Source organism: Streptomyces kryoterrae, assembly GCF_054072135.1.
Genome location: NZ_CM133358.1, coordinates 1,552,592 through 1,576,259 on the forward strand (window position 1 = coordinate 1,552,592; position 23,668 = coordinate 1,576,259).

Sequence of the window (23,668 nt, forward strand, 5' to 3'; positions counted from 1 at the left end):
GGGTCGGCCTCATGAAGCTGGTGGTGCGGGTCAGGCTGCTGCCGACGCCCGGGCAGGCGGCGGCACTTGAGGCGACGCTGACCGCCTGCAACGAGGCCTCAACCTGGGCCGCGTCCGTCGCCTTCGAGGAGGGCGCGCGCAAGAACCTGGCCCTGCGAAAGCTGGCCTACCAGGACATCAAGACCCGGTGGGGGCTGGGGGCGCAGGCCGCCCAGCACGCGATCAAGAAGACCTGCGACGCCTACACCACCCTGACCGCGAATCTGCGGGCTGGCCGGTACGGCAAACCGGGATCGAAACGCCATACCCGCGCCTCGGATAAACCGGTCGCCTTTCGCCCGGAGGCCGCCCAGCCCTACGACGACCGGATGCTGTCCTGGCAGCACGAGGCCCGCACCGTGTCGATCTGGACCACGGTGGGCCGGATGAAAAACCTCGCCTTCACCGGACAAGCCGAACAGCTGGAGGTCCTGGCCCAGCACCGCCAGGGCGAGTCCGACCTGCTGCACCAAGGCGGGAAGTGGTACTTGATCGCCACCTGCGAGATCCCCGAAGCCGCGCTGAACGCCCACCCGGTCGCCTTCCTCGGCGTGGACCTCGGCATCGTGAACATCGCAGCCACCAGCGACGGTGAACGCCACTGCGGGCGCCGGATCAACCGGAAACGGGAGAACGACCGCAAACTGCGACGCAAGCTGCAGCAGAAGCAGACCAAGTCGGCCAAGCGGCGGGCAAGGAAGTACGCGGGTAAAGAGGCCCGCCGGAACAAGGACATCAACCACAAGATTTCGAAACGGATCGTGGCGGAGGCTCAACGCACCGGTCGCGGAGTAGCCCTGGAAGACCTCAAGGGCATTCGCGAGCGGGCCCGGCTGAGAAAGCCCCAACGCACCACGCTCCACTCCTGGACCTTCGCGCAACTCGGCGCCTTCATCGCCTACAAGGCGAGGAAGGCCGGGGTGCCGCTGGTCTACGTCGATCCGGCGTACACCAGCCAGGAATGCTCCCAATGTCATCACATCGCACGCGGCAACCGCCCCTCACAAGCCCGGTTCGCCTGCCGGTCCTGCGGATTCGTTGATCACGCGGACCATAACTCGTCCCACAACATCGCCCACCGTGGGTGGATGGCGTGGGTCTGCGGGGTCCAGTCAGCGACCCCTGAACTCACGCTCATCGCGTGAGTTCTGGACGCGGCCGGGCCCATCACCGCCAGTGATGATCACGAGCTGCAAGCCTGGGAGTTCATTCTCGGGTCGCTGACAAAGGCGTGCCGTGGGCGTCCCACACATGTCGAACCCATCCGAGCAGGACGGGCAGCAGTCGCCGAGGCAGTCCCAGCGCGGGATCCTCGCCATGCTCGGGGCCGTGTCGGCCGCTGTACGTGGTGATCGTCGAGAACTCGGGCGAGGAGACGGTCGATCCGGCGAACGGGCTCAACGGATGGAATCTGTCCTGGGCGGACGGAAGGCGGGCAGCGCCCTGCAGGGCCTGTCCGACCGATAGGACCTAGCACATTCATGTCTTCATCGGGTGAACTCACCTGCGACGGAAGGAAATTCCGGGTTTCACCTCTTGACGGCCGGAGCCACCGGGAGCACATTGGGCCCACTTTGAGAGCGCTCTCAAGCGCACTCGAAGGCACCCCGCACCCCCACTCCGTACCCGAAGAGGCACCCATGAGGGACACTTCAGGCACTTCGCTCACTTCAGGCCCACCCGCCGGACGCGGCCCCCTCCGTCGCGTGCTCGTCGCCGTCGGCGCCGTCCTCAGCCTCGCGGCAGCCGCCGTGACCGTGGCCCAGGCGGACGCGCCGACGCCGCCGACCGGCTGGACGCAGGTCTTCCTCGACGACTTCAACGGCACCGCCGGGACCGGCGTCTCCACCACCAACTGGCAGTACGCGACCGGGACCTCGTATCCCGGTGGCCCCGCCAACTGGGGCACCGGCGAGATCGAGACCATGACGAACAGCACGAGCAACGTCTCGCTCGACGGCAGCGGCAACCTCCGGATCACCCCGATACGGAACTCGGCCGGCAACTGGACCTCGGGCCGCATCGAGACCAACCGCACCGACTTCCAGCCCCCGGCCGGCGGCAAGCTGGCCGTCCAGGCCCGACTCCAGGTGCCGAACGTCACCGGCGCGTCGGCCCTCGGCTACTGGCCCGCCTTCTGGATGCTCGGGGCGCCCTACCGGGGCAACTACCAGAACTGGCCGAGCGTCGGCGAGCTGGACATCATGGAGAACACCCAGGGTCTCAACACCATCTGGGGCACGATGCACTGCGGTACCAGCCCGGGCGGTGCCTGCAACGAGACGACCGGCATCGGCGGCACCACCAGCTGCGCCGGCACCACCTGTCAGGCCGGTTTCCACACGTACCGCATGGAGTGGGACCGCTCGGTGAGCCCGGAGGCGATCCGCTTCTACGTCGACGGCACCAACTACCACACGGTGACCGCGAACCAGGTCGACGCGACCACCTGGGCGAACGCCACGAACCACGGCTTCTTCATCATCCTGAACGTGGCGATGGGCGGCGCCTTCCCGGCGGCGTTCGGCGGCGGCCCGGACGCGGGCACGGTCTCCGGGCGCCCGATGGTCGTCGACTACGTGCAGGTGCTCCAGTCGACCACCGGCGGCGGCACGACCACGCCCCCGCCGACCGGGACCCGGGACGCGTACAGCGCCATCCAGGCCGAGTCCTACAACAGTCAGTCGGGCACCGGCACGGAGACCACCACCGACACCGGTGGCGGTCAGGACATCGGCTCGCTCGCCAACGGTGACTGGGCGCTCTACCAGAGCGTCAACTTCGGCTCCACGGCCGCCACCCAGTTCGTCGGCAGGGTCGCGAGCGGGGCCGGCTCGGGCGTGAGCGGACTGGTCGAGGTGCGCCTCGACAGCCGTACGAGCACACCGATCGGCAGCTTCTCGATCGGCAACACGGGCGGCTGGCAGAGCTGGCGGACGGTTCCGGCGAACATCAGCTCCGTCACCGGCACCCATGACGTCTACCTGACCTTCACCAGCGGCCAGGCGCAGGACTTCGTGAACGTGAACTGGTTCAATTTCGGCCACTGACAGGGGTGTTGTACGGCGTTGACGGAGGGGCGGGCCCGGACGGCCCGCCCCTCCTGACGTCTCAGCTGGCTCAGCTCAGCTCAGCCCGGAACGTCACCGGCGTGGCCCCCGTGTGCAGTTGGAAGAACTTGGAGAAGTTCGCCGCGTCGGGAAAGCCGACAGCCGCACCCACCCGCCCGATCGGCAGGGACGTGTGCGCCAGCAGACGCTTGGCCTCCAGGATCACGCGCTTGTCGATGAAGCCCTTGGGTGTCTCACCGGTCGCCGCGCGCACCGCCCGGACGAGGGTGCGTCGGGAGTAACCGAGGGCGTCGGCGTACGCGCTGACGCTGTGGTTGGTGGCGAAGCCCTTCTCCACCGCGTCCCGGAAAAGGGTGAACGTGGTGTCGGTCCGGCCCCCCGCCGCCTCCACCGAACTCGTCGCGAGATGGGACAGCCGCAGCAGGAACGCGGTGAGGGAGTGACGCAGAACCGAGGTGTGCAGGCCGATCGGGAGGGTGGCCGTGTCCTCGTACTCGCGGCCCAGCTGGGCCAGGGCCGCTCGCAGGCCGGCGAACTGGGGTGCGTCCGGGCGCAGCAGCGGGGGCAGGTCGTAGCGGTACAGGCCGGTCGCCTCGACCGTGGTCCGCGGCAGGAAACCGGGTTGCATGGTGAGGACGGTGCCGCGGTACTCGGTGGTGCGGGAGAAGCGGTGCACCTGACCCGGGCGGATCCACAGGAGGTCGCCCGCTGTCGCCTCGTACTCGGCGAAGTCGACCATGTGGGTGACCGGGCCGTCGTCGAACAGCATCACGATGTGGAAGTCGATGCGGTGGACGCGTTCCAGCGGGGCGTCATCGTGCCAGGTGCGGTCGGGTGACATCGGGCCGACCTGCATACCCACACCCAGGACGCTCAGATCGACCGGAAAGGGAAACGTCCTGATGCCGTCTCCGTCCGGGAGGCCTTGGATGGTGTCTTGGATGGTTCTGTCCGCCATGTCCTTCTCTTGCCGTCCGGTCCCCGCCGTCCGTGTCCCACTTTCACCAAAGGGTGACACACAGGCACCTGGCCCCGTAAAAGTCAGACTTTTAAGTTTGAACACGTCCGAGCAGTTCATCCCCCTCTATCGAGGACTTCCTGAAGATGAGTACGCAGACATCCGACAGCCTCCAGTGGACCGATCTCGACCGGCGTGCCGTCGACACGGCCCGTGTACTCGCGGCCGATGCCGTGCAGAAGGTCGGCAACGGCCACCCCGGCACCGCGATGAGCCTGGCCCCCGCCGCGTACACGATCTTTCAGAAGGTGATGCGACACGACCCCGCGGACCCCGAGTGGACCGGCCGTGACCGCTTCGTCCTCTCCCCCGGACACACCTCGCTGACCCTCTACACCCAGCTGTTCCTGTCCGGGTACGAGCTGGAGCTGGACGACCTCAAGGCGTTCCGCACCCACGGTTCGAAGACGCCGGGACACCCCGAGTACGGCCACACGGCCGGAGTCGAGACGACGACCGGTCCGCTCGGCCAGGGTGTCGCCAACGCGGTCGGCATGGCGATGGCCGCCCGCTACGAGCGCGGCCTGTTCGACCCCGAGGCGCCGGAGGGCGAGTCGCCCTTCGATCACACCGTCTGGGCGATCGTCTCCGACGGCGACCTGGAGGAGGGCATCTCCGCCGAGGCCTCCTCGCTGGCCGGGCACCAGAAGCTCGGCAACCTCGTCTTCGTCTACGACGACAACCACATCTCCATCGAGGGCGACACGGCGACGGCGTTCTCCGAGGACGTGCTGAAGCGGTACGAGGCGTACGGCTGGCATGTGCGGCGGATCGAGCCCGAACCCGGCGGCGACATCGACGTGCACGCGCTGTACACGGCGCTCAAGGAGGCGCAGGCCGAGACCGCGCGCCCCTCGATCATCGCGATGCGCACGATCATCGCCTGGCCCGCCCCGAACGCCCAGAACACCGAGGCCGCGCACGGCTCGGCTCTCGGTGACGACGAGATCGCGGCCACCAAGCGCGTCCTCGGCTTCGACCCGGAGCGGACCTTCGAGGTCGCCGACGAGGTGCTCGCCCACTCCCGTCAGGCCCTCGACCGGGGCGCCGAGGCGCACGCCGCCTGGGACAAGCGGCTCACCGAGTGGCGCGGCGTACAGCCCGAGCGGGCGAAGCTGTTCGACCGGGTCGTCGCAGGTCAGTTGCCCGAGGGCTGGGAGGACGCCCTGCCGGTGTTCGAGGAGGGCACGTCCGTCGCCACCCGCGCGGCCTCCGGTAAGGTCCTCCAGGCCCTCGGCCCGGTCATCCCGGAGCTGTGGGGCGGCTCGGCCGACCTGGCCGGCTCGAACAACACGACCATCGACAAGACGTCCTCCTTCCTCCCGGCGGACAACCCGCTGCCGGAGGCGGACCCTTACGGCCGCACGATCCACTTCGGCATCCGCGAGCACTCGATGGGCGCGGAGATGAACGGCATCGCGCTGCACGGCAACACCCGTATCTACGGCGGTACCTTCCTGGTGTTCTCCGATTACATGCGCAACGCCGTACGTCTGGCGGCGCTGATGCAGTTGCCCGTGACGTATGTCTGGACGCACGACTCCATCGGCCTCGGCGAGGACGGCCCGACGCACCAGCCGGTCGAACACCTGGCCTCCCTGCGCGCCATCCCGGGCCTGAACATCGTCCGCCCGGCCGACGCCAACGAGACGGCCGTCGCCTGGGCCGAGATCCTCAAGCGGCACGCCTCGAACCCGGCCCCGCACGGTCTGGCGCTCACCCGGCAGGGTGTACCGACGTACGCCCGCAACGAGGATGCCGCGAAGGGCGGTTACGTCCTGCGGGACGCCTCCACCGGCACCCCGGACGTCGTCCTGATCGCCACCGGTTCCGAGGTCCAGCTCGCCGTCGCGGCACGTGAGGCGCTGGAGGCCGAGGGTGTGGGTACGCGTGTGGTGTCCATGCCGTCCGTCGAGTGGTTCGAGGAGCAGTCGGCCGAGTACCGCGCGAGTGTCCTTCCGCCGTCCGTGAAGGCGCGCGTGGCGGTCGAGGCGGGCATCGGTCTGACCTGGTACCGCTACGTCGGTGACGCAGGACGCATCGTCTCCCTCGAACACTTCGGCGCCTCCGCCGACGCGGGGACCCTCTTCGCCGAGTACGGCTTCACCGCCGAGAACGTCGCCCGGGCCGCGCGCGAATCTCTCTCCGCCGCCCGTGACTGATCCGCACGCCAGAAGGAAGATGACCACAGTGACCACCGAAGCAACCCCCACCGCGGGAACACTCAAGCGCCTCTCCGACGAGGGCGTCTCGATCTGGCTGGACGACCTCTCCCGGGGTCGCATCGCCTCCGGCAACCTCGCCGAACTCATCGACACCAAGCATGTGGTCGGCGTGACCACGAACCCCTCCATCTTCCAGGCTGCCATCGGCTCCGGCGAGGGGTACGAGGAGCAGCTCGCCGATCTGGCCGTGCGCGGCGTCACGGTCGACGAGGCCGTACGCATGATGACCACCGCCGATGTCCGCGCCGCCGCCGACATCCTGCGCCCGGTGTACGACGCCACGGGCGGCCGGGACGGCCGGGTCTCCATCGAGGTCGACCCGCGTCTCGCCCACGAGACCGCGGCGACGATCGCCGAGGCCAAGCAGCTGGCCTGGCTGGTCGAACGACCCAACGTGATGATCAAGATCCCGGCGACCAGGGCGGGCCTGCCCGCGATCACCGAGGTCATCGGCCTCGGGATCAGCGTCAACGTCACGCTGATCTTCTCCCTGGAGCGCTACCGCGAGGTCATGGCCGCCTATCTGGCCGGCCTGGAGAAGGCGCAGGCCGCGGGTATCGACCTCGCGACCATCCACTCCGTCGCCTCCTTCTTCGTCTCCCGTGTCGACTCCGAGATCGACAAGCGCCTGACCCTGCTGGGCACGGACGAGGCCCTCGCTCTCAAGGGCAGGGCGGCGCTGGCCAACGCGCGGCTCGCGTACGAGGCGTACGAGGAGGTCTTCGACGGTGAGCGCTGGACCGCCCTCGGCGGCGCCCACGCCAACAAGCAGCGCCCGCTGTGGGCCTCGACCGGCGTCAAGGACCCGGCGTACAAGGACACGCTGTACGTCGACGAGCTGGTCGCGCCCGGCACCGTCAACACGATGCCGGAGGCAACGCTCAACGCGACCGCCGACCACGGCGACATCCACGGCGACGCGGTGAGCGGCGGCTACGCCCAGGCCCGCGCCGACCTCGCGGCCGTCGAGGGGCTCGGGATCTCGTACGACGAGGTCGTGAAGCTGCTGGAGGACGAGGGCGTCGCGAAGTTCGCGATCGCCTGGGACGACCTGCTGACCGCCGTCACGAAGTCGCTGGACAGTGTGGGCAGCAAGGGAGTTGACGGGGAATGAGCGCCGAACCGACCCTGCTGGAAGCTACCGCCGAGGGCGACTGGGACAACCCGCTGCGCGATCCCGGCGACCGCCGTCTCCCCCTGATCGCGGGCCCGTCCGGGCTGGTCATCTTCGGGGTGACCGGTGACCTGTCCCGCAAGAAGCTCATGCCGGCCGTCTACGACCTGGCCAACCGGGGCCTGCTCCCGCCCGGCTTCTCGCTTGTCGGCTTCGCCCGCCGGGACTGGGAGGACGAGGACTTCGCACAGATCGTCCACGACTCGGTGCGCGACCACGCCCGTACGGAGTTCCGCGAGGAGGTCTGGCAGCAGCTCGCCGAGGGCATGCGGTTCATCCCCGGTGACTTCGACGACGACGCGGCGTTCAAGCAGCTGCGCGCGGCCGTCGAGGAGCTGGACGCGTCCCGGGGTACGAGCGGCAACTACGCCTTCTACCTCTCCGTACCGCCGAAGTTCTTCCCGAAGGTCGTCCAGCAGCTGAAGAAGCACGGGCTGGCGAACGCGCCGGAGGGTTCCTGGCGGCGCGGGGTGATCGAGAAGCCGTTCGGGCACAACCTGAAGAGCGCGCGTGAGCTGAACCGGGTCCTGCACGACGTGTTCGACCCGGAGCAGGTCTTCCGGATCGACCACTACCTCGGCAAGGAGACCGTCCAGAACATCCTGGCGCTCCGGTTCGCCAACCAGATGTACGAGCCCGTCTGGAACCGGTCGTATGTCGACCACGTCCAGATCACGATGGCCGAGGACATCGGCATCGGCGGCCGGGCCGGCTACTACGACGGCATCGGGTCGGCGCGCGACGTGATCCAGAACCACCTTCTCCAGCTGATGGCCCTGACGGCCATGGAGGAGCCGATCGCCTTCGACGCCGAGTCGCTGCTGACCGAGAAGCTCAAGGTCCTGAAGTCGGTGAAGCTGCCCGAGAACCTGGGCGAGCACACCGTGCGCGGGCAGTACGCGGCGGGCTGGCAGGGCGGCGAACAGGTGTCCGGCTACCTCGAAGAGGACGGCATCGACCCGCAGTCCAGCACGGACACGTACGCGGCCGTCAGGCTGGAGGTCGACAACCGCCGCTGGGCGGGCGTCCCCTTCTACCTGCGGACCGGCAAGCGGCTCGGGCGGCGCGTGACGGAGATCGCGGTCGTCTTCCAGCGCGCCCCGCACTCCCCGTTCGACTCGACGGCCACCGAGGAACTCGGCGCGAACGCGATCGTCATCCGCGTCCAGCCGGACGAGGGCATGACCGTGCGCTTCGGTTCCAAGGTCCCGGGTACCTCGATGGAGATCAGGGACGTCACGATGGACTTCGCCTACGGCGAGTCCTTCACGGAGTCCAGCCCGGAGGCGTACGAACGGCTCATCCTGGATGTCCTGCTCGGCGACGCCAATTTGTTCCCCCGTCACCAGGAAGTGGAAGAGTCCTGGAAGATCCTCGACCCGATCGAGGAGTACTGGGGCACGCACGGCAGGCCCGCGCAGTACGCCTCGGGCAGTTGGGGCCCGGAGGAAGCCGACGAGATGCTCGCACGAGACGGACGGAGCTGGCGCAGGCCATGAAAATCGACCTCACCGACACCACGGCAAGCAAGATCAACAAAGCACTGGTGAAGGGGCGGCGCGCCATCGGCACCCCTGCCGTGGGCATGGTCCTGACGATGGTGATCGTCACGGACGAGGAGAACGCCTACGACTCGATCAAGGCGGCCGAGGATGCCTCGCACGAGCACCCCGCGCGCACCCTGGTCGTCATCAAGCGGCACGCCCGCAGCCCGCGCGACCGGACCAAGTCCCACCTCAACGCCGAAGTGCGGGTGGGCGCCGACGCCGGCACCGGCGAGACGGTCATCCTGCGGACGTACGGCGAGGTGTCCGACCACGCCGACTCCGTCGTCCTGCCGCTGCTGCTGCCGGACGCGCCGGTCGTCGTCTGGTGGCCGGTGAACGCCCCCGAGGTGCCCGCCAAGGACCCCCTGGGCGCGCTGGCCCAGCGCCGGATCACCGACATGTACGCGGTCGAGCAGCCGCTCGTCGCGCTGGAGGCCCGGGTGCGCTCCTACGCGCCCGGCGACACCGACCTCGCGTGGACGCGGCTCACCCCGTGGCGCTCGATGCTGGCCGCGGCCCTCGACCAGGCCCGTACGAAGATCATCTCGGCGGCCGTCGAGAGCGAGGCCGAGAACCCGAGCGCCGAACTGCTGGCCCGCTGGCTCGGCGCCCGCCTGTCGGTGAAGGTGGACCGCGTCGTCACCGCGGGGCCGGTCGTCACGGCCGTCCGCCTCGGCACCGACAGGGGCGAGATCGTCATCGACCGCCCCGAGGGCCCGCTCGCCACCCTCACCCTGCCGGGCCAGCCCTCGCGCACGCTCGCGCTGAAGGTGCGGCCCACCTCCGAACTCATCGCCGAGGAACTGCGGCGCCTCGACGCCGACGAGATGTACGCCATCGCTCTGCGGGGCGACAGCACCAAGGAGACCCCCCGTCATGTCTGACTCCCCCAGGCTCACCCGGCGTCCCGAGTGGACCGCGCTGGAGGACCACCGCGCCGACGCGCTCCTCCATCCGCAACTGCGGGAACTGTTCGCCGCCGATCCGGGACGCGCGGAGCGGTACGTCGTGCGGGTGGGCGACCTGCACATCGACTACTCCAAGCACCTGATCACGGACGAGACCCTCGCCTTCCTCCAGGAACTCGCCACCGCCACCGATGTGTTCGGGCTGCGGGACGCCATGTTCCGGGGGGACCGGATCAACATCACCGAGGACCGCGCTGTCCTGCACACCGCGCTGCGGGCACCGCGCGACGCGGTGATCGAGGTCGACGGCGAGAACGTCGTCCCGGCCGTGCACGCGGTCCTGGACCGGATGGCCGGCTTCGCCGACCGGGTGCGCTCGGGCGAGTGGACCGGTCACACGGGCAGGCGCATCAAGAACGTCGTCAACATCGGCATCGGCGGCTCGGACCTCGGTCCGGCGATGGCCTACGACGCCCTGCGGGCCTTCACCGCGCGGGAGTTGACGTTCCGGTTCGTGTCGAACGTCGACGGCGCCGACCTGCACGAGGCGGTCCGCGACCTGGACCCGGCGGAGACGCTGTTCATCGTCGCGTCGAAGACGTTCACCACCATCGAGACCATCACGAACGCCACGTCGGCCCGCTCCTGGCTGCTCGCGGGTCTGGGCGGCGACGACAAGGCGGTCGCCAGGCACTTCGTGGCCCTGTCGACGAACTCCGGGAAGGTGTCGGACTTCGGCATCGACACGGACAACATGTTCGAGTTCTGGGACTGGGTCGGCGGACGCTACTCGTACGACTCGGCGATCGGCCTGTCGCTGATGATCGCGATCGGCCCGGACCGGTTCCGGGAGATGCTCGACGGGTTCGCACTCGTCGACGAGCACTTCCGGACGGCTCCGGCGGAGTCCAACGCACCCTTGCTGCTGGGCCTGTTGGGCATCTGGTACGGCAACTTCTTCGACTCCCAGTCGCACGCCGTACTGCCCTACAGCCACTACCTCTCCAAGTTCACGGCATACCTGCAGCAGCTGGACATGGAGTCCAACGGCAAGTCGGTCGACCGTGACGGCAACCCGGTCGAGTGGCAGACCGGGCCGGTGGTGTGGGGCACCCCCGGGACGAACGGGCAGCACGCCTACTACCAGTTGATCCACCAGGGGACGAAGCTGATCCCGGCGGACTTCATCGGCTTCGCCGAGCCGGTCGCGGAACTGAGTGACGAACTGGCGGCGCAGCACGACCTGTTGATGGCCAACTTCTTCGCGCAGACCCAGGCGCTGGCGTTCGGGAAGACACCGGACGAGGTGCGGGCCGAGGGAGTGCCGGAGGAGCTGGTCGCCCACAAGACGTTCAGGGGCAACCACCCGACGACCACCATCCTCGCGCGCGAGCTGACTCCTTCCGTACTGGGCCAGTTGATCGCGCTGTACGAGCACAAGGTGTTCGTCCAGGGCGCCGTCTGGAACATCGACTCCTTCGACCAGTGGGGCGTCGAGCTGGGCAAGGTCCTCGCCAGGCGTATCGAGCCCGCGCTCACCGAGGGGGCCGACGTGCCGGGCCTCGACTCCTCCACCGCCGCCCTCGTGGCCGCCTACCGCACTCTTCGTGACACTCAGGAAGTGAACTGACATGCAGATTGGTCTGATCGGTCTCGGCAAGATGGGCGGCAACATGCGCGAGCGCATCCGCCTCGCCGGCCACACCGTCATCGGCTACGACCGCAACCCCGAGGTCTCCGACGTGAGCAGCCTCGCCGAACTGGTCGAGAAGCTCGAAGCGCCGCGTGTGGTCTGGGTGATGGTCCCGGCCGGCGCCGCCACCCAGTCCGTCGTCGACGAACTCGGCGGCCTCCTGGGCGCGGGCGACACGGTCGTCGACGGCGGCAACTCCCGCTGGACGGACGACGAGAAGCACGCCGAGGAGCTCGCCACCTCGGGCATCGGCTTCGTCGACGCCGGTGTCTCCGGCGGTGTGTGGGGGCTCCAGAACGGCTACGCCCTGATGGTCGGCGGCGACAAGGAGCACGTCGAGCGGCTCCACCCGATCTTCGAGGCGCTCAAGCCCGAGGGCCCGTACGGCTATGTCCACGCGGGCAAGGTGGGCGCCGGGCACTTCTCGAAGATGGTCCACAACGGCATCGAGTACGCCATGATGCAGGCCTACGCCGAGGGCTGGGAGCTGCTGGAGAAGGTCGACTCCGTCACGGACGTACGCGAGGTCTTCCGGTCCTGGCAGGACGGGACGGTCATCCGCTCCTGGCTCCTCGACCTGGCGGTCAACGCCCTCGACGAGGACGAGCACCTGGAGCGGCTGCGCGGTTTCGCGCAGGACTCCGGCGAGGGCCGGTGGACGGTCGAGGCGGCCGTCGACAACTCCGTGCCGCTGCCCGCGATCACCGCGTCCCTCTTCGCGCGGTTCGCGTCCCGGCAGGACGACTCCCCGCAGATGAAGATGATCGCGGCACTGCGCAACCAGTTCGGCGGTCACGCCGTCGAGTCCAAGGAGTAGAAAGCCGTGGGTGACCTTCTTCTGGTCCGCCACGGCGAGACGGAGTGGAGCGCGTCGGGACAGCACACCAGCTGGACCGACCTGCCCCTCACCCCGCACGGTGAGGAGCAGGCCAAGTCCCTCGCCCCGCTCCTCGCCGGACGGACCTTCGCACGAGTGGTGACCAGCCCCCTCACCCGCGCGGTCCGCACCGCCGAACTCGCGGGCCTGTCCGGTGCGTCGGCCGATCCGGACCTGCGCGAGTGGGAGTACGGCGGGTACGAGGGTGTGACGACCGCCGAGATCCAGCGCACGCGGCCCGACTGGTTCCTGTTCACGGACGGGGTGGTGCCCGGTCCGGACGGGCACCCGGGCGAGTCGCCCGAGGAGGTGGGCAGGCGCGCGGACCGCGCCCTGGCCCACATTGAGGACGCGCTCGGGGAGGGTGACGTGGTCCTGGTGGCGCACGGGCACTTCCTGCGCGTGCTGACGGCCCGTTACCTCGGGCTGCCGCCCGCGGACGGACGGCTGTTCCAGCTCGCCACGGGTACGGTCAGCAGGCTCTCCACGGAGCACGATCGTCCGGTGATCGCGGAGTGGAACTCCCGTTGGCAGGCGTCTAGTTGATCCGCCTGTTCTGGTTGGGCGACTGAACCGACGATCGGGTCCGGGGCTCTGTCCCCGGACCCGATTGACATGTGTGTCCGGGGCACGTCAGAGTCGCCCCGATGGAGATCAACGATCTGACGGCGGCCGAAGTACGGGTGTGGCGGGCCTACCCCAAGGGCGAGCCCGTGGACTTCCGCGAGGCGGCGGCCGAGAACGCGGCCGACGGCGCCGACTGGGGGCCGGAGCGGACCATCCGCGCCTCAGTGCTGCGGGCCCTGCTGCTCAGCACCCCGGAGGACGGCGAGATCCCCAGACTCAGGCTCTCGGGCGCCCGCATCACGGGGCACCTGAACCTGATGTACGCGGTGGTGGACCACCCGCTCCATCTGCGGTACTGCCACTTCGACGAGTCGCCCGACCTCTACGGCACCCGGCTGCGCCAGCTGAATCTGCGCGGCTCGGTGCTCCCCGCGATCAACCTCTCGAGTACGCGGATCGACGGTCCGCTGCGCATGACCCGCTGCCGGGTGCGGGGGGCGGTGCGGCTGGCCGGCGCGGAGATCGCGGGCGCGCTCTTCCTGGACGACGCCGAACTCACCACGTCCGACCCGTCCGTGCCGGTGCTCCAGCTCCATCAGGCGGTGCTCGGCGACGGTTTCGCGGCGCCGGGGCTGCGGGTACGGGGCCAGGTGCTCCTCGACGGGGCCACGGTGGGCGGGTCGATCGGCCTGGACGACGCCGAGCTGAGCAACCCCGGCGGCCATGCCCTGTGCGCGCGGTCCCTCGAAGTGCGGGCCGACGTAAGGGCGCGGAACCTGCGCGCCCAGGGAGGCATCGACCTGCGCGGCTCCCGCATCACGGGCTCCCTCGACTTCACGCGGGCGCGGCTGTCCAACCCCGGCGGTACGGCCCTGCGGGCCAGCAGCTGCACCATCGGGGAGTTGTGGCTGTACCGGTGCGAGCCGATCGAGGGCCGGCTGCATCTGCGCCGCTCCCGGATCGACGTCCTGGGCTTCGAGTCGGAGGTCGCACCGGGCGAGGTGCTCTTCAACAACCTCACCTACACGGCGCTCAATCCGCACGAGCCGGCCCACCGCCGTCTGCCTCTGCTGGAACGCGACGGCGACGGCTATGTCCCTTACGCCTACGAGCAGTTGGCCGCCGCCTACCGCCACGTCGGCGACGAGGGCGCGGCCCGCCGGGTCCAGCTCGCCAAGCAGCGCCGGCACCGGGCCACCCTGCCCTGGCTGGGAAGGGTGTGGGGCCACCTCCAGGACACAGCCGTCGGCTACGGCTTCCGTCCGCTGCGCGCCGCCGTCTGGCTGCTGTCACTGCTGGCGGCCGGCTCGATCGCGTACGCCCTGCACCACCCGCTCCCGCTCAAGCCCGACGAGGCACCGGAGTTCAACCCGGTCTTCTACACCCTGGACCTGCTCCTCCCGGTGATCTCCTTCGGCCAGGAGGAGGCCTTCGCACCCACGGGCGGGTACCAGTTCCTGTCGTACGTCCTCATCCTGACCGGCTGGATCCTGGCTACGACCGTCATCGCAGGGGTGAGCAGGAGCGTCACCCGGCAGTGAGCCCGGTCGGCGGCAACTGCTTTCACCGGAGGGGCTGTTGCGCGTGCTGGGCGGCGAGCCGTACCGGTGCGTTCTGAGCGCCGTAGCCCTGGTAGCCGCCGTCTCGCTGGACGAGTTCGAAGAAGACGCGGCCCACGGTGCGCGTGTAGCAGTGCCTGAACTCGCCTTGCGCGTCGCGGTCGTAGAGGATGCCGAGTTCGCGGTACGTGGCCAACTCGCCCTCGGTGAACTCGTACCGGGCCGCGAGGTCGTCGTAGTAGTTCGCGGGCATCGGCAGCAGGCTGCCGCCGGCCGCTCGGAAACGCCGGGCGGCGGCGACCACGTCGTCGGTGGCGAGCGCGATGTGCTGGGCGCGGGTCGCGTCCTCGGTGGGCGCGGGACCGACGGCGAGCGCGATGCGTACGCTGCCACCGGAGTTGGTGACGGCCCGACTGCGGAAGAGCCCATACGGGTCGGCGACGTCGACGCTCTCCTGGCCGCTCAACCCGAGGACGCTGCGGTGGAAGAGGGCGGCTTCGTCGAAGTGGTGCCAGGGCTGGGTGAGGGCGAGATGGTCGATGCGGTCGACGCCGCCCTCCGTGTCCCCGGCGGTCCCGATGCACTCGATGGGTTCGAAGTCGGCTCGCCAGTCGGGGAGTTCGGCGCTGTCCCTGGCGCAGAAGAAGAGTTCCGTGCCGTCAGGGGCGGCCACCGCGTCGAGCGGCGCGTCCTTCGGGGCTCGGCGGCGGGGCAGGACCGGCGCCAGGAGAGCCTCGGCCCGGCGGGCGGCACCTTCCGGATCCGGTGACTCCAGGCCTACGGCGGCCAGTCCGGTGCCGTCACGGCGCGCGGCCGGTCCGGTGTTGACGAGGATGCGGGCCTCGCCGCGCTCCCAGAGGTCGACGGGCTTGCTGCGGTGACGTGCCGTACGGGCGAGGCCGAGCGCGCCGAGGAGCGCGGCGACCGGTTCGGCGTCCGCGGTGACGAGTTCGGCGAAGGCGATGCCGGTGGGGACGACGGGCTCCGGCAGTGGGGCGAGGCCGATGCTCTCCTGGAGGACGAGGAGGGATCGCCGGGCGTCCACGGCGGTCGGTCCGGCCTCGGCCTGCCGGAAGACGTCGTTGAAGACCTCGAGGGAGAGCGGACCGTCGTATCCGGCCCGAACGACGTGCTGGACAAGCCCCGCGATGTCGAAGCCGCCCTGTCCCGGGAAGCAGCGGTAGTGGCGGCTCCACTGGAGCACGTCCATGGCGAGCAGCGGGGCGTCGGCCAGCTGGAGGAAGAAGATCTTCTCCCCGGGGATGTCCTCGATGCCCTTCGGGTCCGAGCCCCGGGAAAGGATGTGGAAGCTGTCGAGGCAGGTGCCGAGCGCGGGATGGCCGGCCGCCTCGACGATGCTCCAGGCGTGGTCGTAGGTGCTGACGTGCCGCCCCCACGCGAGCGCCTCGTAGGCGACGCGGACACCGAAGTCCTGGGCCAGGTCTGCCAGTTGGCCCAACTGGGCGGCGGCCAGGGCGTCGTCGTCGAGGGCGAGCGGGGAGACGCTGGAGCAGACGAGGACGGTGTCGGTGCCGAGCCGCCGCATCAGCTCGAACTTGTGCCGGGCTCGGCGCAGGTTGCGGGCGAACTCGTCCTCGGGCACGGCCTCGATGTCACGCATCGGCTGGTAGAGGTCGATGGTGAGACCGAGATCGGCGCAGCGGGCGCGGATCTCCTCGGGGGTGAGAGGGCTGGCGAGCAGGTCGTTCTCGAAGATCTCGACCCCGTCGAAACCGGCCCGGGAGGCGGCCGTGAGCTTCTCGGTCAGGGAGCCGCTGAGCGACACGGTGGCGATGGACGTACGCACGTCGGTACCTCTGCCTTCTCTTTGCTTCCTCTTCGGCACTCCTGCTTCGCCGCGTCTACTTCGGTGCCGGTAGCGCACCCGCCAGTTCCGCGATGTCGGCCAGCATGCGCGCGGTGTCGGGTTCCCGGCCGGTGAAGAGCCGGAACGCGTCCGCGGCCTGGAAGACGGCCATGCCGCCGCCGTCGAGCGTGGCGCAGCCCATCTCACGGGCGGTGCGCAGCAGCTCGGTCTCCAGTGGGCGGTAGACCACCTCGGCGACCCAGAGACCGGGGTGCAGCAGCTCGGCGGGGAAGGGCAGGCCGGGGTGGGCGGCCATACCGGTGGGCGTCGCGTGCACCAGTCCGTCGGCGACACCGTCGATGCCGCCGTCCCGGCCGATCAGCGACGCCAGCCGGTCGGGCGTCGCGGCGGTCGCCCGGCCGGCGCCGAAGTGCCGGTTGAGGGACGCGGCGAGGTCCGCGGCCCGGTCGGGCAGCGCGTCGACGACGGTGACCCGGCCGGCGCCGAGGGTGAGCGTGGCATGGGCGACGGCCGCGCCGGCGCCACCGGCCCCGAGCTGCACGACCCGTTCCAGCGGGGCGTCGGGCAGACCGCGCGCGAAGGACGCGGCGAAGCCGGTCACGTCCGTGTTGTGGCCGATCGCGCGGCCCTCCTCGAAGACCACGGTGTTGACGGCGCCGAGCGCCTCGGCCTGCGGATCGAGGCCGTCGAGGTGTTCGATGACGAGCTGCTTGCACGGATGCGTGATGTTCAGCCCGTCGAACCCGAGGTCCCGGGCGGCCCGTACGAGATCGCCCACCGCGGGTGCCGCGACGCCCAGCGTGTCGATGTCGATCAGCCGGTACAGATAGCGCAGCCCCTGCCGGTCGGCCTCCCGCTCGTGCAGCGCGGGGCTCAGCGACGGGCCGATGCCGGAGCCGATGAGCCCGACGAGAAACGAGTCCTTGGCCACGACGGACCTCCTGTACGACTGCGGTCACTAATGTACGAACTAGTACGTTAGCTATATCAGCTCCACCGGGCACCGGGGAAGCCCTCAGGAGTGCTCGCAGGGGTGTCCGCAGGGCTGCTTCTAGAATCACGGGACTGGCCCCTCGCCCGAAGGAACCCGATGACCAGCGTCGAAGAACCGGCACGCACAGGCGGGCGCATCCGCGACGCCGCCCGGACCAGGGCCGAGATCCTCGACGTGGCCACCAAGGAGTTCGCCCGGGCCGGCCTGGCGGGGGCCCGGGTGGACGAGATCACCGCCCTCACCCGCACCACCAAGCGGATGATCTACTACTACTTCGGCGGCAAGGAGCAGCTGTTCACGGCCGTGCTGGAGCGCGCGTACTCCGTGATCCGGCAGGCCGAACAGGACCTCGACGTCGAGCATCTGGACCCGGTCGCGGCCATCCGGCGCCTCGCGGAGCTGACCTTCGACCACCATGAGGCGCACCCCGACTTCATCCGCCTGGTGAGCATCGAGAACATCCACGAAGCCGAGCACATCGCCGCCTCAGAGCAGCTCGGGAGGATCGGCTCGCCCGCACTGGAGGTGATCCACCGGATCCTGGAGTCGGGCCGCAGGTCGGGCCTGTTCACGGCCGACGTGGACGCGGTGGATCTGCACGCCATGATCAGCTCCTTCTGCTTCTTCCGGGTGGCCAACCGGCACACCTTCGGCGCACTGTTCGGCCGCGACCTGACGGCCCCGGACCAGCGGGAGCACTACCGGGCGATGCTCGGCGACATGGTCATCGCCTATCTGACGGCGGACCGTACGGCCTGAACGGGGCGGCTGCGCACGCCCGTGAAGGGCAAGATCCTCCGCCGCGACCTCTTGACACCCGGGAAACGTGGGCGCAACATCCGTAGCCAACCGCTACTAACTATCCAGTGGGTTAATTAACCGGGTAGCTCCCGGCACGGCCGTCCCGTCACCCCAGGGATCCGGCACCTCTCCCTCCCCTCCGCTCACTCCACGTACGTTGGAGTTCCCTCGAAGGAGCACGCCGTGGCGGATTCCGTCGCACCCCACGACCCCGCAGCACCCCTGGGCGCCCCACCCGGGGGCCAGCCGAGGAAGGCCGCCACGGCCGCCTGGATCGGCAGCGCCCTGGAGTACTACGACTTCTTCATCTACGGCAGCGCTGCCGCCCTGATCTTCCCGAAGGTCTTCTTCGACGACTCCGACCCGGCCACCGCCACCCTGTTGTCGCTGGCCACCTTCGGTGTCGCGTACGCCGCCCGCCCGGTCGGCGCGCTCTTCCTGGGCCACTTCGGTGACCGGCTCGGCCGCAAGAAGATCATGGTCTTCACGCTGATCCTGATGGGCCTGTCGACGTTCCTCATCGGCTGCCTGCCCACCCGCGACCAGGTCGGCAGCCTCGCCCCGGTGCTGCTCGTGCTCTGCCGCGTCCTCCAGGGCATCTCGGCCGCCGGGGAACAGGCGAGCGCCAACTCCATGACGCTCGAACACGCCCCGCCGGACCGGCGCGGCTTCTTCACCAGTTTCACCCTGAGCGGCACCCAGGGCGGCCAGCTCCTCGCCACGCTGGTCTTCATCCCGATCGCCGCGATGCCCGAGGACCAACTGCTGTCCTGGGGCTGGCGGGTGCCGTTCTGGCTGAGCATCGCGGTCGCCGTCGTCGGCTACGTCATCCGCCGCAAGCTGGAGGAGACCCCGGCCTTCGCCGCGCAGGCCGCCTCCGAGGGTGTCGTGAAGCTGCCCCTGCTGATCCTGCTGCGCGAGCACTGGGCGGACGTACTGCGGGTGATCGCGGGCGCGTTGGTCGCCTCGGTCTCCACGATCTTCACGGTCTGGGCGCTGGCGTACGCGACCAGCGACTCGGTCGGCATGAACCGCTCGTCGATGCTGTGGGTGGCCGCGCTCGCCAACCTGGTCGCGCTGGCCGCGATCCCGCTCTGGGCCACGCTGTCCGACCGGATCGGCCGCCGCCCGGTGTTCCTGGCCGGCGCCGCGGGCAGCGGGGTCATGATGTTCGTGTACCTGTGGGCGATCTCCACGGGCTCCTACCCGCTGATCATGGTCCTCGGCATCGTCACCTTCGGCGTGGTCTACAGCGCCGCGAACGGCACCTGGCCCTCCTTCTACGGCGAGATGTTCACGACCCGGGTACGTCTGTCGGGCATGGCGATCGGCACGCAGATCGGCTTCGCCGTCGCCGGTTTCGCGGTGACCTTCGCCGCGGAGATCGCCGGTCCGGACGGCGACGACTGGTTCTCCGTCGCCCTGTTCACCTCGGCTCTGTGCATCCCGCCGGTGCTGGCCGCGATCACGGCACGCGAGACACATCGAGTGCCGACGGAGCGGCTCGGTGAGCGTGGCGCCGAGAACACGGCGAAGCGCGAGGCCGTGTCGGCCTGAGTCACCCCCGGCCAAGAGACGACAGGCCTAGCGGCGTGGGATGCCGTACGCCCTCTCCACCCTGATCCGCAGCACGAGGCGCCTGTCCCGGACCATGACCGCGCGGTAGTCGTCCCAGTCGGGGTGCTCGCCCCGCACGGCCCGGTAGAGCCGGACCAGTTCCTCGACGGTTTCGTCGTGCGGGTCCTGGGCCACGGGTGTCAGGTCGGCCACTCCCTCGACCACGGTGTACGCCCAGCGGTCGTCGCTGGTCACGTGGTAGGAGACCCGCGGGTCCCGGCGCAGGTTGCGGGTCTTGGCGCGCGAGTCGGTGAGGGACACGCGGATGGTGCGTTCGTCGGGGTCGTAGGTGTGGTTGACGTTCGAGAGCTGGGGGCGTCCGTCGGCCTTGATGGTCGTCAGCACTCCGCCGTCGTACTCGGAGAGCAGCTTGAGGAGCGGGTCCTGCGCGTCGTCCTGAGTCATGTCTCGTGCAACAGGACACCACCGGCCATTCATTCCAGTAGACACTGTCTACTCACCACTGGTAGACAGTGTCTATGAGTGATTCGCTGCGTACCCGGCTCATCGATGCCGGCGTCGACCTGGTGACCGCGGAGGGCGCCCACGCGCTGACCCTGCGGGAGATCGCCCGTCGCGCCGGCGTCTCGCACGGCGCCCCGCGCCGCTACTTCCCGACCCATCTGGAGCTGCTGAGCGCCATCGCGCGCCGCGGTTTCACGGAGCTTGCGGCCAGGGGATCGCGGGCGATCGAGGAGATCGGGCCCGGTACAGCGGGACCCCGGGAGCGGATCGCCGCACTCGGGCGCGTGTACCTCGACTTCGCGCTCGCCAACCAGGGCATGCACGAGCTGATGTTCCGTCACGACCTTTTGGAGAGCAACAGGTTGGGGCTGCGCGAGGCCAGCCTGCCGGTCTTCGCCCTGCTGGCGGATCTCGTCGGGCAGGCCCGGCCGGACGCCGACGCCCGGCTCCTCGCCGGGTCGCTGCTGGCGAACCTCTACGGCATCGCCCAGCTGTGGACCTGGGGCAGCCTCCAACTCACCACGGGAGCCGACGACTTCGCACCCCTGTTGCGTACGGCTCTCGACGCGCACCTCGGGGCGGAGGAGCATTGACCGCACATCGTCGGGTCGCCGTCGCGAGCAGTGTGACCGGGGCGGTGGTCGTCGCTCTCGACGGCACCGTGCTGACCATCGCGCAGCCCGCCCTGCAACGGGATCTGCACGCCTCCTTCGCCGAGGTCCAGTGGACGAGCACCGGGTATCTGATCGCGGTGGCGGGTCTGCTGGTGTTCGCCGGGCGGCTCGGGGACCGGTACGGGCACCAACGGCTTTTCACCATCGGGATGTTGGGCTTCGGGGCGGTGTCGGCGGGTATCGGGTGCGCGTCCGGGGTGGGGTGGGTGATCGGACTGCGGATCGTCCAGGGCGTGTTCGGCGCGCTGCTGCAACCCGCCACGCTCGGGATGCTGCGGGCCGCGTTCCCGCCCGACCGGCTGGGGATGCCGATCGCGTTGCGGACCAGTGCGATCGGGGTGGCCGCGGCGGCGGGTCCGCTGGTGGGTGGCGTCCTGGTGACCCACCTGGGCTGGCGCGCGGTGTTCTTCCTCAATGTCGTACCGGCGCTCGTGCTGGGCGTAGCGGCGTTGCTGGTCCGCGCTCCCGGTCCGCGTCGGTCCCCGGCTTCCGGACACGGACGGCTCGACCTCCCCGGCGCCGCCCTGCTCGCGCTGACCCTCGCCTGCCTCGTGCACACCCTCGTCGATGTCCCGGAGCACGGCTGGAGCGCGTCGGCCGCCCTCGGGCTGGTCACGGCGGCGGGCGCGGGCCTCGTCCTCGTACGCCATGAGCGGCGCACCGCCGACCCGCTGCTGCCGCCCGACGTGCTCGGATCGGCGGTCGTGGGCGCCGCGCTGGGCATTCTCGTGGCCGCGTCGGCTGCGATGTTCGGCACACTCTTCGTGGCCAGTTATGTACTCCAGGACGAGCTGGGCATGGACCCGTTGCGCACCGCTTTGACCGCGCTGCCCGGCGGTGTGGCGATGGTGCTGGGGGCGCCGCCGGCCGCCGTTCTGCTGCGTCGGTACGGGGCCCGGCGTACGACCGTCGTCGCGCTGCTGCTGCTCGCGCTCGGGGTGCTCGTGCTGTTCCGGGCGTCCGGGACCGAGGCGGTCGGCGGTGGATTCCTGCTGCTCGGAGCGGGTTTCGGCACCGTGATGGTGACCGCGACGGCCGTCGTCGTACGGCATGCCTCAGCCGGGTCCGCGGGGGTGGCGGGCGGGTTGCAGCAGACCGCGATGAACGTCGGACCGGTCCTCGGGGTGGCCACCGCGGCCACGCTCGCCGCGGTCACCGACGGGCTTCGGATGTCGTTGCCCGTGCTGGCGGGTATGGCAGTCGTAGGTGTACTGGCCGCCCTGAAACTGCCGGACGCGGGTGACCTGCGGGCGACGCCCGCGGGGTCCCTACGTCACCATGGGGGGATTGAGGCCTGAGGTGATCCTGTCGGGTATGACAGGACGGCACTTCAAGCGACCGGAGGGGAACGATGGCACAGCTGCGGCAAGAGGTCGAACCGGGCGAGGTCGGACTGGACGTGAAGGCGCTGGACCGCCTCGACCAGCACTTCGCCCACTGTGTCGACGAAGGACGGCTGCCCGGCTTCCTCGTGTCCGTGGCCCGCGCGGGCCGCGTCGCACACCTCACCACGCACGGCCGGCGCGACCGGGCGGCGGACCTGCCGGTCGAGTCCGACACGCTCTGGCGGATCTACTCCATGAGCAAGCCGGTCACCTCGGTCGCCGCGCTGATCCTGCTGGAGGAGGGCCGGCTGGCGCTCACGGACCCCGTGTCCCGCTTCCTGCCGGAGTTCGCCGATCCGCAGGTGTACGTGAGCGGTTCCGGGAGCGACGTGCACACCCGGCCCGCCCAACCCCTCCTGCTCCAGCACCTGATGACCCATACGGCGGGCTTCACCTTCGCCTTCTACCACTCGCACCCCGTCGACGCCCTGTACCGCGCCGCGAACCTGGAGTCGTCGGTGGTGCCGGGCTCGACCCTGGCCGAGACGTGTTCGGTGTACGCGGGTCTGCCACTCCAGTTCGAGCCGGGCACCCAGTGGAACTACTCGGTCGCCACGAACATCCTGGGCCGGGTCATCGAGGTGGCGTCCGGTCAGCCGCTGGACGAGTTCGTCGCCGACCGTGTCTTTCGCCCGCTCGGTATGACGGACGCCGGCTTCTGTGTGAACGGCGAACAGGCGGCCCGGCTGTCCGAGTTGTACGGGGAGACCGAGGACGGCGGCATCGAGCCGATCCTCGGCCTGCCCCTGAAGAGCCGGCCCCGGTTCCTGTCCGGCAGCGGCGGTATCGTCGCCACCGCCCACGACTACCACCGGTTCATGGAGATGCTGCGCCGGGGCGGCGAACTCGACGGCGTGCGCGTCCTGTCGTCCGAGACGGTGACCCTGATGACCTCCAACCACCTTCCGGGCGGCGCCGACCTGCGCACCTTCGGCGCCCGTCCCCACGACGAACCCGGCAACGCGGGCGTCGGTTTCGGCCTCGGGGTCTCGGTGGTGATCGACCCGGACCGCACCCAGGCACCGGCCGGCCTCGGTACGTACGGCTGGAGCGGGGTGGCGACGACGACGTTCTGGGTCGACCCGAGCCATGACCTGACCGTGCAGTTCATGACCCAGGTACGACACAGGACGAGTCGGTCGTACTGGCAGGACCTCAAGCGTCTGGTGCACGAGGCGATCGTCACCGAGTAGCGGGTAACGAATAACGGGTAACGGACAGTTGGC

Annotated in this window: 19 protein-coding genes; 15 read left to right on the forward strand and 4 right to left on the reverse strand. The window is 69.8% G+C overall.

Annotated elements, in window-relative coordinates:
• Positions 1–11 precede the first annotated feature (11 nt).
• Together ACW4TU_RS06360 and ACW4TU_RS06365 are read left to right on the forward strand one after the other, a co-directional pair.
• Complete coding sequence (locus tag ACW4TU_RS06360) at positions 12–1,184, forward strand: RNA-guided endonuclease InsQ/TnpB family protein (RefSeq protein WP_457425466.1); 1,173 nt, start codon at positions 12–14, stop codon at positions 1,182–1,184.
• 495 nt (positions 1,185–1,679) lie between these two features.
• A complete protein-coding gene (locus tag ACW4TU_RS06365) occupies positions 1,680–3,089 on the forward strand; it encodes a glycoside hydrolase family 16 protein (protein ID WP_457425468.1) in 1,410 nt (469 codons plus the stop codon).
• A gap of 70 nt (positions 3,090–3,159) precedes the next feature.
• Here the strand turns inward: ACW4TU_RS06365 and ACW4TU_RS06370 are convergent, their stop codons facing one another.
• Positions 3,160–4,068 (reverse strand): helix-turn-helix domain-containing protein, encoded by a 909-nt coding sequence (locus ACW4TU_RS06370; protein ID WP_457425470.1) that lies wholly within the window; start codon positions 4,066–4,068, stop codon positions 3,160–3,162.
• 146 nt (positions 4,069–4,214) lie between these two features.
• Between ACW4TU_RS06370 and tkt the strand changes: the two genes are divergently transcribed.
• The 8 genes from tkt to ACW4TU_RS06410 all read left to right on the forward strand — a co-directional run bounded on the left by tkt (position 4,215) and on the right by ACW4TU_RS06410 (position 14,660).
• Positions 4,215–6,290 carry a transketolase gene (gene tkt / locus ACW4TU_RS06375; RefSeq protein ID WP_457425472.1) on the forward strand — a complete coding sequence of 692 codons (2,076 nt, stop codon included), beginning with the start codon at positions 4,215–4,217 and terminating at the stop codon, positions 6,288–6,290.
• 19 nt (positions 6,291–6,309) lie between these two features.
• Positions 6,310–7,467 (forward strand): transaldolase, encoded by a 1,158-nt coding sequence (gene tal, locus ACW4TU_RS06380; RefSeq protein WP_457425474.1) that lies wholly within the window; start codon positions 6,310–6,312, stop codon positions 7,465–7,467.
• Positions 7,464–9,026 carry a glucose-6-phosphate dehydrogenase gene (gene zwf, locus ACW4TU_RS06385; RefSeq protein ID WP_457425476.1) on the forward strand — a complete coding sequence of 521 codons (1,563 nt, stop codon included), beginning with the start codon at positions 7,464–7,466 and terminating at the stop codon, positions 9,024–9,026. Before tal ends, zwf begins: the two co-directional genes overlap by 4 nt.
• Complete coding sequence (gene opcA, locus ACW4TU_RS06390; RefSeq protein WP_457425478.1) at positions 9,023–9,958, forward strand: glucose-6-phosphate dehydrogenase assembly protein OpcA; 936 nt, start codon at positions 9,023–9,025, stop codon at positions 9,956–9,958. The genes zwf and opcA overlap by 4 nt, the downstream gene beginning before the upstream one ends.
• Positions 9,951–11,612 (forward strand): glucose-6-phosphate isomerase, encoded by a 1,662-nt coding sequence (gene pgi / locus ACW4TU_RS06395; protein ID WP_457425480.1) that lies wholly within the window; start codon positions 9,951–9,953, stop codon positions 11,610–11,612. Before opcA ends, pgi begins: the two co-directional genes overlap by 8 nt.
• Before the next feature lies 1 nt (position 11,613).
• Positions 11,614–12,492 carry a phosphogluconate dehydrogenase (NAD(+)-dependent, decarboxylating) gene (gene gnd, locus ACW4TU_RS06400; protein ID WP_457425482.1) on the forward strand — a complete coding sequence of 293 codons (879 nt, stop codon included), beginning with the start codon at positions 11,614–11,616 and terminating at the stop codon, positions 12,490–12,492.
• Positions 12,493–12,498: 6 nt separating this feature from the next.
• A complete protein-coding gene (locus ACW4TU_RS06405) occupies positions 12,499–13,098 on the forward strand; it encodes a histidine phosphatase family protein (protein WP_457425484.1) in 600 nt (199 codons plus the stop codon).
• Between the two features lie 101 nt (positions 13,099–13,199).
• Positions 13,200–14,660 carry a membrane-associated oxidoreductase gene (locus ACW4TU_RS06410; protein ID WP_457425486.1) on the forward strand — a complete coding sequence of 487 codons (1,461 nt, stop codon included), beginning with the start codon at positions 13,200–13,202 and terminating at the stop codon, positions 14,658–14,660.
• A gap of 22 nt (positions 14,661–14,682) precedes the next feature.
• Here ACW4TU_RS06410 and ACW4TU_RS06415 read toward each other — a convergent pair whose 3' ends face one another.
• Together ACW4TU_RS06415 and ACW4TU_RS06420 are read right to left on the reverse strand one after the other, a co-directional pair.
• Positions 14,683–16,485 (reverse strand): sugar phosphate isomerase/epimerase and 4-hydroxyphenylpyruvate domain-containing protein, encoded by a 1,803-nt coding sequence (locus ACW4TU_RS06415; RefSeq protein ID WP_457425488.1) that lies wholly within the window; start codon positions 16,483–16,485, stop codon positions 14,683–14,685.
• 55 nt (positions 16,486–16,540) lie between these two features.
• Positions 16,541–17,437, reverse strand: coding sequence for a shikimate dehydrogenase (locus ACW4TU_RS06420; protein ID WP_457425490.1), 897 nt, complete (start codon positions 17,435–17,437; stop codon positions 16,541–16,543).
• A gap of 159 nt (positions 17,438–17,596) precedes the next feature.
• Here ACW4TU_RS06420 and ACW4TU_RS06425 point away from each other — a divergent pair, with 159 nt between their 5' ends.
• Complete coding sequence (locus ACW4TU_RS06425; RefSeq protein WP_457425492.1) at positions 17,597–18,259, forward strand: TetR/AcrR family transcriptional regulator; 663 nt, start codon at positions 17,597–17,599, stop codon at positions 18,257–18,259.
• Positions 18,260–18,484: 225 nt separating this feature from the next.
• A complete protein-coding gene (locus tag ACW4TU_RS06430; protein WP_457425494.1) occupies positions 18,485–19,858 on the forward strand; it encodes an MFS transporter in 1,374 nt (457 codons plus the stop codon).
• A gap of 27 nt (positions 19,859–19,885) precedes the next feature.
• Here the strand turns inward: ACW4TU_RS06430 and ACW4TU_RS06435 are convergent, their stop codons facing one another.
• Positions 19,886–20,323: a PPOX class F420-dependent oxidoreductase gene (locus ACW4TU_RS06435; RefSeq protein ID WP_457425496.1), complete on the reverse strand. Its 438-nt coding sequence runs from the start codon at positions 20,321–20,323 to the stop codon at positions 19,886–19,888.
• A gap of 74 nt (positions 20,324–20,397) precedes the next feature.
• Between ACW4TU_RS06435 and ACW4TU_RS06440 the strand changes: the two genes are divergently transcribed.
• From ACW4TU_RS06440 to ACW4TU_RS06450, 3 genes are read left to right on the forward strand one after another with little or no spacing between them, the layout of a single operon-like run.
• Positions 20,398–20,976 (forward strand): TetR/AcrR family transcriptional regulator, encoded by a 579-nt coding sequence (locus ACW4TU_RS06440; protein ID WP_457425498.1) that lies wholly within the window; start codon positions 20,398–20,400, stop codon positions 20,974–20,976.
• Complete coding sequence (locus tag ACW4TU_RS06445; protein ID WP_457425500.1) at positions 20,973–22,355, forward strand: MFS transporter; 1,383 nt, start codon at positions 20,973–20,975, stop codon at positions 22,353–22,355. Before ACW4TU_RS06440 ends, ACW4TU_RS06445 begins: the two co-directional genes overlap by 4 nt.
• Positions 22,356–22,408: 53 nt before the next feature.
• Positions 22,409–23,635: a serine hydrolase domain-containing protein gene (locus tag ACW4TU_RS06450; RefSeq protein ID WP_457425502.1), complete on the forward strand. Its 1,227-nt coding sequence runs from the start codon at positions 22,409–22,411 to the stop codon at positions 23,633–23,635.
• The last annotated feature ends 33 nt before the right edge of the window (positions 23,636–23,668 follow it).

Coding starts and splice junctions, on each gene's coding strand:
- ACW4TU_RS06360 (WP_457425466.1), top strand. CDS start 12: ATGAAGCTGGTGGTGCGGGTCAGGCTGCTGCCGACGCCCGGGCAGGCG.
- ACW4TU_RS06365 (WP_457425468.1), top strand. CDS start 1,680: ATGAGGGACACTTCAGGCACTTCGCTCACTTCAGGCCCACCCGCCGGA.
- ACW4TU_RS06370 (WP_457425470.1), bottom strand. CDS start 4,068: ATGGCGGACAGAACCATCCAAGACACCATCCAAGGCCTCCCGGACGGA.
- tkt (WP_457425472.1), top strand. CDS start 4,215: ATGAGTACGCAGACATCCGACAGCCTCCAGTGGACCGATCTCGACCGG.
- tal (WP_457425474.1), top strand. CDS start 6,310: ATGACCACAGTGACCACCGAAGCAACCCCCACCGCGGGAACACTCAAG.
- zwf (WP_457425476.1), top strand. CDS start 7,464: ATGAGCGCCGAACCGACCCTGCTGGAAGCTACCGCCGAGGGCGACTGG.
- opcA (WP_457425478.1), top strand. CDS start 9,023: ATGAAAATCGACCTCACCGACACCACGGCAAGCAAGATCAACAAAGCA.
- pgi (WP_457425480.1), top strand. CDS start 9,951: ATGTCTGACTCCCCCAGGCTCACCCGGCGTCCCGAGTGGACCGCGCTG.
- gnd (WP_457425482.1), top strand. CDS start 11,614: ATGCAGATTGGTCTGATCGGTCTCGGCAAGATGGGCGGCAACATGCGC.
- ACW4TU_RS06410 (WP_457425486.1), top strand. CDS start 13,200: ATGGAGATCAACGATCTGACGGCGGCCGAAGTACGGGTGTGGCGGGCC.
- ACW4TU_RS06425 (WP_457425492.1), top strand. CDS start 17,597: ATGACCAGCGTCGAAGAACCGGCACGCACAGGCGGGCGCATCCGCGAC.
- ACW4TU_RS06435 (WP_457425496.1), bottom strand. CDS start 20,323: ATGACTCAGGACGACGCGCAGGACCCGCTCCTCAAGCTGCTCTCCGAG.
- ACW4TU_RS06440 (WP_457425498.1), top strand. CDS start 20,398: ATGAGTGATTCGCTGCGTACCCGGCTCATCGATGCCGGCGTCGACCTG.
- ACW4TU_RS06450 (WP_457425502.1), top strand. CDS start 22,409: ATGGCACAGCTGCGGCAAGAGGTCGAACCGGGCGAGGTCGGACTGGAC.